The 6,535-nt window shown below is 35.5% G+C and carries 12 protein-coding genes; all 12 read left to right on the top strand.

The annotated features are described in order from the left end of the window. On the top strand, positions 1-170 hold a 170-nt coding region (locus K9N40_12885), incomplete at its 5' end, for an isochorismatase family protein (GenBank protein MCF7815363.1). Between the two features lie 33 nt (positions 171-203). Continuing rightward, positions 204-734 (top strand): phosphohydrolase, encoded by a 531-nt coding sequence (locus K9N40_12880; GenBank protein MCF7815362.1) that lies wholly within the window; start codon positions 204-206, stop codon positions 732-734. Continuing rightward, complete coding sequence (locus K9N40_12875) at positions 731-1,141, top strand: hypothetical protein (protein MCF7815361.1); 411 nt, start codon at positions 731-733, stop codon at positions 1,139-1,141. The genes K9N40_12880 and K9N40_12875 overlap by 4 nt, the downstream gene beginning before the upstream one ends. A 73-nt stretch (positions 1,142-1,214) precedes the next feature. Further along, on the top strand, positions 1,215-1,544 hold the full coding sequence (locus tag K9N40_12870) for a hypothetical protein (GenBank protein ID MCF7815360.1): 330 nt from the start codon (positions 1,215-1,217) through the stop codon (positions 1,542-1,544). A gap of 1 nt (position 1,545) precedes the next feature. Continuing rightward, a complete protein-coding gene (locus K9N40_12865) occupies positions 1,546-2,511 on the top strand; it encodes a radical SAM protein (protein MCF7815359.1) in 966 nt (321 codons plus the stop codon). A 1-nt stretch (position 2,512) separates the two neighbouring features. Next, positions 2,513-2,809 (top strand): hypothetical protein, encoded by a 297-nt coding sequence (locus K9N40_12860; GenBank protein ID MCF7815358.1) that lies wholly within the window; start codon positions 2,513-2,515, stop codon positions 2,807-2,809. Next, positions 2,806-3,981, top strand: coding sequence for a nicotinate phosphoribosyltransferase (pncB, locus tag K9N40_12855; protein ID MCF7815357.1), 1,176 nt, complete (start codon positions 2,806-2,808; stop codon positions 3,979-3,981). Before K9N40_12860 ends, pncB begins: the two co-directional genes overlap by 4 nt. Beyond that, positions 3,965-4,531 carry a hypothetical protein gene (locus K9N40_12850; GenBank protein ID MCF7815356.1) on the top strand — a complete coding sequence of 189 codons (567 nt, stop codon included), beginning with the start codon at positions 3,965-3,967 and terminating at the stop codon, positions 4,529-4,531. The genes pncB and K9N40_12850 overlap by 17 nt, the downstream gene beginning before the upstream one ends. Positions 4,532-4,533: 2 nt before the next feature. Further along, positions 4,534-5,040 (top strand): hypothetical protein, encoded by a 507-nt coding sequence (locus tag K9N40_12845; GenBank protein MCF7815355.1) that lies wholly within the window; start codon positions 4,534-4,536, stop codon positions 5,038-5,040. After that, a complete protein-coding gene (locus K9N40_12840; protein ID MCF7815354.1) occupies positions 5,037-5,573 on the top strand; it encodes a hypothetical protein in 537 nt (178 codons plus the stop codon). Before K9N40_12845 ends, K9N40_12840 begins: the two co-directional genes overlap by 4 nt. 116 nt (positions 5,574-5,689) lie before the next feature. After that, positions 5,690-6,100 (top strand): hypothetical protein, encoded by a 411-nt coding sequence (locus K9N40_12835; protein ID MCF7815353.1) that lies wholly within the window; start codon positions 5,690-5,692, stop codon positions 6,098-6,100. After that, positions 6,087-6,527, top strand: coding sequence for a hypothetical protein (locus K9N40_12830; protein ID MCF7815352.1), 441 nt, complete (start codon positions 6,087-6,089; stop codon positions 6,525-6,527). Before K9N40_12835 ends, K9N40_12830 begins: the two co-directional genes overlap by 14 nt. Positions 6,528-6,535 lie beyond the last annotated feature (8 nt).

Below are 6,535 nucleotides of genomic sequence, written 5' to 3'. Positions count from 1 at the left end.
ATTATTGTGTTAAGGACACCGCAATCGATTCTGCAAATCTTGGATTTGAAACTGTAGTGGTAATGGACGGGACTAGAGGAATTTCCGATGATTTAGGACCAACTCTTAAAGAATTTGGAGAGAATGGGGTTCTTATTATGAATTCACTCGATCTATTAGACATTCTATAAATTTTTTTATATTTGATATAAAACAAAAAAATTATGCCGGAATACAGAGAATACTTATCCGTAGATGAGGTAGCAAAAGATTATGCTATCCGTAGACATCGCGAAGTTAATCATAACTATGATGCAATTCATAACTATGCATTTCATTTAACTATGGTTGTTGACTTCGCAAATAAGTATATCCATCTTATTCCAGAAGAGGACAGAGCAGATGTTCTCGGGGGTTGCTGGACTCATGATATCATTGAAGATGCCAGAGAAACCTACAATAATGTTAAAAAGGCCACCAATAAGGTTATAGCAGAATATGCTTTCCGTTGCACTAACGAAAAGGGGAGAACCCGAAAAGAAAGAGCAAACGAAAAATATTATAAAGAAATATCCGAATATAAGCATTGCACATTTATAAAATTATGTGATCGTCTTGCTAATGCTACTTTTTCTACGGAAAGCAAATCTTCAATGAGTAACATGTACCGAGACGAACATGAATTTTTTACAAAGAATCTATATGACGGTAGGTTCCAAGAAATGTGGGACGAACTAAATAAACTTTTATCATGAAACAAGAGGAAAAAACTATCTATAATTTCCAAAAAGGAGATTCCATAACTAGGATAAAACCTATTATTTACCAGGATGGTGAAAAGGATTTTACTTTTGTTGGAAAACAATTAACCTTCATGGGGATTGCTAATGCTTCGGTTTATTTATCAAAGGAAGCAGATATGCTGACCTCTTTGTTTACAGGAAAGGATAAATTTACTATCCAGCTCCCAATAGAAACTTGCAAGACCGGATGGGCAGATTATATTGAGCCAGATTTTTTGGAAGAAGGGGATGAGCTTTTTATAGATGATGAAGAAAAAATTAAGAAAAAAATAAACAACGCTCTTTCAGAAGAAGATTATGAGTTAGCAGAAAGGCTAAAGAAAAAGCTGGAAGAAATAAGGAAAAATGGGGAAAAATAATAAAATACCTCCCATAGTATCGTAGTATTTACGCAGGTTTTCTTATATTAGCATTATAAATCTAATTAAAGATATGCTTAAGATAACTAATAACCATAAAAAAGAGTTCATCCGGAACAAATTAGCTTCAGATCCACTATGGGCTAAGCGTGCACTCCTTAAAATCTTTGAATTTCAGACTGAAGAGGAGAAAGAATGGGAAGCCACTAGAGTTCATAATAATGTAGGGTTTACCGGTTCTGACGGCGAATTTCTTACCTCCCTTGCTAAACAACTTCAAAAGAAGGGATATCTCTCAGAAAAACAAATGGTCCATGTATTCAAGAAGATGCCTAAGTATTGGAAGCAAATCTTGAATAATTCTGATGAGGAAAAATTAATTGATCTAATGTTAGAAAGCTAATATGAATATACAAAGTATTTCAATAGTAGTCCCAACAAAAGGATGCGTAAACAGTTGTAAATTTTGTGTTTCGAGCATGCATGAATCCCCTTATGAGGATCATTTTGATGAAATCTCATATCGAAAGCGTATCAAGTATGCTGCTATGAATGGTGTTAATACCTTAATTCTTACTGGAACTGGAGAAGCTCTCCAGAATACATCTTTTCTATCCAAGCTAGCTCTAGTTTTGGAAAAGGAACATCACCCATTTCCAAATGTGGAACTCCAAACTTCGGGAGTTATGTTAACGAATCAAGAAGAATCCGTTATCCTCGAGAATGATGACGGGAGGCTAGCTAAATATTATCCAAATATTTCATTATTAAAAAGATTGGGGGTTAATACTGTTTCTCTATCCGTTTCAGATATTTTTGATTCTGATAATAATTGGGATATTAACGGAACACCAGAAGTCCTTAGAAAATCATTAATAGAATTAACACAATTTATTAAAAAACAGGGATTTAATCTTCGCCTTTCCCTTAATATGACCAATGTCTATAATAAAATAAAGCCATTTCAGCTTTATAAAAAGTGTTATGATCTAGGGGCTAATCAAATTACCCTTCGCAAATTATACTATCCTGATGAAGACCCTAGGATTGAATCCCCCCAAACTAAATGGGTAAAAAATAATTCTTGTGATGAAGATAAGTTTTTTGAAATCGAGGGATATATTACAGGGAATGAATTTTTGGACCCCGATGATCCTATTGATGGAACTATTGTTAATAGAGGAGGTTATGGAAAGCCCCTTTATAGACTTCCATTTGGAGCAATGGTTTATTCTTATGAGGGAATGTCTATAGCAATTGACGATAACTGCATGAGTAAAAATAACACAGAAGATCTTAAATATGTTATCCTCCGTGAAAACGGAAAACTCTATTGTCAGTGGGATGACGAAGGATCATTAATATTTTAATATGAAAGAATGGAATAAAGATGTCTATAAAGAAATAGGCGAAAAACTGGGTGTAGAATCACAGTTAGATCAGACAATAGAAGAAATGGGGGAGCTTCTCCAAGCTGTCATAAAGCTCCGCCGGACTAAAGATGGTTCTAAAAAGAAACATATGGAAGCTTGGGAAAATCTCCATGAGGAGATTGGCGATGTTGAAAATATGTTGAATCAACTTAAATGGCACTTTGATGGAGATAAGGCTGAGAAGTATCGCCAGAAGAAATTGAAAAGAGCAATCAAAAGAGTAAGAAAATTATGATAATTAATAGCATCTTAGATACAGACCTTTATAAACTCACCATGCAAATGGCAGTTATAAAGAAGTTTCCTCGTGCGAGAGTAAGATATGATTTCATCAATCGAGGTAAAACCGAATTCCCCGAAGGATTTGCAGAAAGACTTCGTCAGGAAGTAAAAAATATGGAAAGCCTTTATATGACAGCACCAGAAAGAAAATGGATGGAATCTTGGTGCTACTTTTTGGACCCAACATATTTGGATTTTCTCCAGGGGTATCGATATGATGCATCAGAGATTGGGATCATTCAGAAAGGAGGGGATTTACAGGTTTCCATAGAAGGATACTGGTATAGAACCATTCTTTGGGAAGTCCCTCTTATGGCTCTTATTTCAGAACTCTATTTTCTAATGACTGGAAAGGCATTAGATGTGATGGAGGGAAGAACAAAGGTAGTTCCGATAGGTGAAAAAGCTCAGCTATTTCGCATGAATGGAGTCCACTACGCAGACTTCGGCACCCGTAGAAGGTTTTCCTATGACGAACAGAAGAGGGTCGTTAGCGGCTTTAAAAACTGGGTCTTACACAATGATAACTTTGTGGGAACTTCCAATGTTCACTTTGCTCACCAGTATGATTTAACTCCTATAGGAACTCATGCTCATGAATGGTTTATGTTTCATGCAGCAAAATATGGATATAAAATGGCCAACAAATTGGCTATGGAAAATTGGTCCGATGTATTCCGCGGAGATTTAGGTATTGCACTATCAGATACATTCACGACCGAAGCATTCTTTGAATCATTTGATACAAAATTTGCTAAGCTATACGACGGGGTTAGACATGATTCTGGAGATCCTCTAGAGTTTACTGATAAGGTGATAGCACATTATGAGAAGCTAAGGATTGACCCGAAGAGTAAAGTGATAGTCTTTTCTGATGGACAAAATCCAGAGCGAGACGTAGAAATAAAAGATTATTGTAGAGGAAAAATAAAATGTTCATTTGGTATTGGGACCAACTTCTCAAATGATGTTGGTGTTACCCCTCTTAATATAGTGATCAAAATCACATCTGCTAAACCAGAAGGAAGAGATTGGACCCCAACTATTAAGCTCTCCGACTCTGAAGGAAAACATACTGGTGATAAAAAAGAAATAGAAACAGCAAAATATGTCTTGGGAATTTGAAGATAAATTTTACCTCATTACTGAGGATAATATTGATGAGATGGAAGAAGCCCATAATAAGGGAAATATTCTTAGCGGGGTGTTGATCGAGGATTTATACGTTATTAAATCATCGTCCTCCGGCTATGTCGAAGGAATGACTTCAGGCAAAAGAATATTTGAAGCGATCCGATCAATGATGATAAAAACTAGATTTAGTTCGTCAGATGATAGAGAAATAATAAATCACTGGCGATGGTTTCCCAGGAATTCGCATTATGCTGGTGACAAAAATACTAGGGCTGAGGGGGGAACACTAGTTCATATGTATACCTCAAGGGATACAGGATTGGGGCACCAGCCAAAGAACGATTTTACAAGACTTTCTGAACTCCACGAGGATACACAGAAAAGAGAGACAATGGAAGGAAAGATCCTGAATGGGTTTTTCAGAAATGGCAACCCAATGAAAGCTATGGGGATCGGGGCAGGAGAAATATTATGGACTAAAGGGAATGGACATATAAGTTTTTCACACAGAAAACAAGGGAAAACAATTTTAACAATATAAAAATGAAAAAAACAATTTTAGCACTAATCACCGTAATATCCCTTACCATGTATAGTTGTATGTGTGGATGCGGGATTGAAGATCCAGATAAACCTAGAAACGAAATGTCTGAAATAGGACAAATTCTTATGGGAACTCATTATTTGGGATTAATACCCGGTACTGATAATTACTTTCAAACTGAAGGAGGGCTCATGACAATGTTTATTCCACTTGATGGAAAATGGGTTTTGGGCTCATTTGATATCGGTAGAATAATTTTCGAGGAGGCCTCAGATATTCCATTTGTTAAATTCAGCTGGTCAGGAGGAAATATGGGAAGCAACTCGCTTTCAGATATTTTGACATGGAGCGTTCAGGAAGTAACCATTGGAATTCCATCAAATATCAAAAAGGATACCGATGGTAATTGGGCTAAACCCCCAGCTTCTAAACCAACGGATGAAGAGGAAAAAGAAAAAGATTATGTTCAATCCCTTATTGAAGGAACAAATACATTTGAAGAATGAAAAGGATATTTATAGTCTTAATTGCCATAGTAATGGTTCTTCCATTAATGGCGGAAAAAACAAACCAGGAAATACTGATTGATGCTCAGGCAGTATCATATAAGCATGAATCCAATTCTAAGTTTCTTGTTTCTGATAGTTTGACTCATTATATTATCCAAAAAGATGAATATGGTCAGTTAGCAATTGCAGGATTATTTGAAGGCAATTTAGTCCGTTTGGAAAATAAATCCGATATTAAAGAAGCAATGGATCACTATACAGGGACTTACTTTGTGGTAAACAAAAATTCTGAAAATCTGATCTATTATAAAGATGATTATGGGGATGTATTTCCTATCAAGCTGGCAGAGAACCAAACGATTAAGCCTAGAGTTATTAATACAGAAGGAGAAGTCGTTCAAAAAAGTGATGGAAAAGTGGTTGTTGGCGATCATGAAGATGATGAAGAAGATGACGATGATGATGACGGATTTCCATGGGTAACCCTAGTTTTAGTATTTTTACTTTTTCGTTGGATATTTTTAGACTAAATTATAGATTATGAAACAATGGGAATATAAGCGGGTAACGCATAGATTATCAGAAAGTGAATTAGATTTTCTTGGAGAAGCTGGCTGGGAATTAATTAGTCATACTGTTATTAAGTATGAAAATTTCTGGACCTCAGATAATTCAGAATATTACGTATTTAAAAGAGAAAAAAATGGACAGCTCAGATCATAATGATTTTTTAGATAGTCTTTTTCCAATAGGAGAAGAAAGATGGGTCAAGGTAAAATATCTTGACAGGACTAAGTGTATAAGAGCCTTTAATGTAGGTCCTAACCGGGATAGGATTAAGGAAATCTCTGATGAAACTGGATTCGAGTGTACGGCCATAGGAATCAGGCCAGAACATACACCACAAATTTCTGCATTGATGGATTTGAAGGAAGATATAATATCAAAACTATCATATGTTTTGGAAGAATATGATCTAATGGAACTCAACCGGATGTTCAAAGAAAAAATCGAAGAATTAAAAGAAAGAACTATAAGAGAAAATGAAAGAGCCTAAACAAGTCATAGTAATGAGAACCGATACGGATCCTAAAATGAGGAAAGGAAAAATGATAGCTCAAGGAGCTCACGCTTCTTTAGCTGTATTACTTGATGCATTTTTTGGGGAGTATGGAAATCGTGATTGGGATAAAATTTATGAACATGGAATCTATAAAACTCTTCATAAGGAAGTTGTATTACATGAAGATCAACCAATTTATCAGTGGATTAATAATTCATTTGTGAAAATAGTATTACAGGGTGGTTTATCTGATGTTGTTAATTCATACAATGAGGCCAAGAAAGCCGGAATTCCCTGCTCCCTAATCGAAGATAAAGGATTAACTGAATTTGGTGGAAAAATAACCATTACTTGTTGTGCCATTGGTCCGGATGATCCAGAAAAAATTGACAAAATAACAGGAAATCTAGAATTATTATGACAAAAGAC

The sequence above is a fragment of the Candidatus Cloacimonadota bacterium genome (genome assembly GCA_021734245.1).
Classification (GTDB): Bacteria; Cloacimonadota; Cloacimonadia; order Cloacimonadales; family TCS61; genus B137-G9.
Note: the sequence above shows the minus strand (reverse complement) of the source record. Positions and strands in the feature narration are given on the sequence as shown.

Bases quoted from the DNA above. Each gene is read 5' to 3' on its own strand.
- K9N40_12865 (MCF7815359.1), top strand. From the start codon at position 1,546: ATGAATATACAAAGTATTTCAATAGTAGTCCCAACAAAAGGATGCGTA.
- K9N40_12880 (MCF7815362.1), top strand. From the start codon at position 204: ATGCCGGAATACAGAGAATACTTATCCGTAGATGAGGTAGCAAAAGAT.
- K9N40_12870 (MCF7815360.1), top strand. From the start codon at position 1,215: ATGCTTAAGATAACTAATAACCATAAAAAAGAGTTCATCCGGAACAAA.
- K9N40_12860 (MCF7815358.1), top strand. From the start codon at position 2,513: ATGAAAGAATGGAATAAAGATGTCTATAAAGAAATAGGCGAAAAACTG.
- K9N40_12830 (MCF7815352.1), top strand. From the start codon at position 6,087: ATGAAAGAGCCTAAACAAGTCATAGTAATGAGAACCGATACGGATCCT.
- K9N40_12875 (MCF7815361.1), top strand. From the start codon at position 731: ATGAAACAAGAGGAAAAAACTATCTATAATTTCCAAAAAGGAGATTCC.
- K9N40_12845 (MCF7815355.1), top strand. From the start codon at position 4,534: ATGAAAAAAACAATTTTAGCACTAATCACCGTAATATCCCTTACCATG.
- K9N40_12850 (MCF7815356.1), top strand. From the start codon at position 3,965: ATGTCTTGGGAATTTGAAGATAAATTTTACCTCATTACTGAGGATAAT.
- K9N40_12840 (MCF7815354.1), top strand. From the start codon at position 5,037: ATGAAAAGGATATTTATAGTCTTAATTGCCATAGTAATGGTTCTTCCA.
- K9N40_12835 (MCF7815353.1), top strand. From the start codon at position 5,690: ATGAAAATTTCTGGACCTCAGATAATTCAGAATATTACGTATTTAAAA.
- pncB (MCF7815357.1), top strand. From the start codon at position 2,806: ATGATAATTAATAGCATCTTAGATACAGACCTTTATAAACTCACCATG.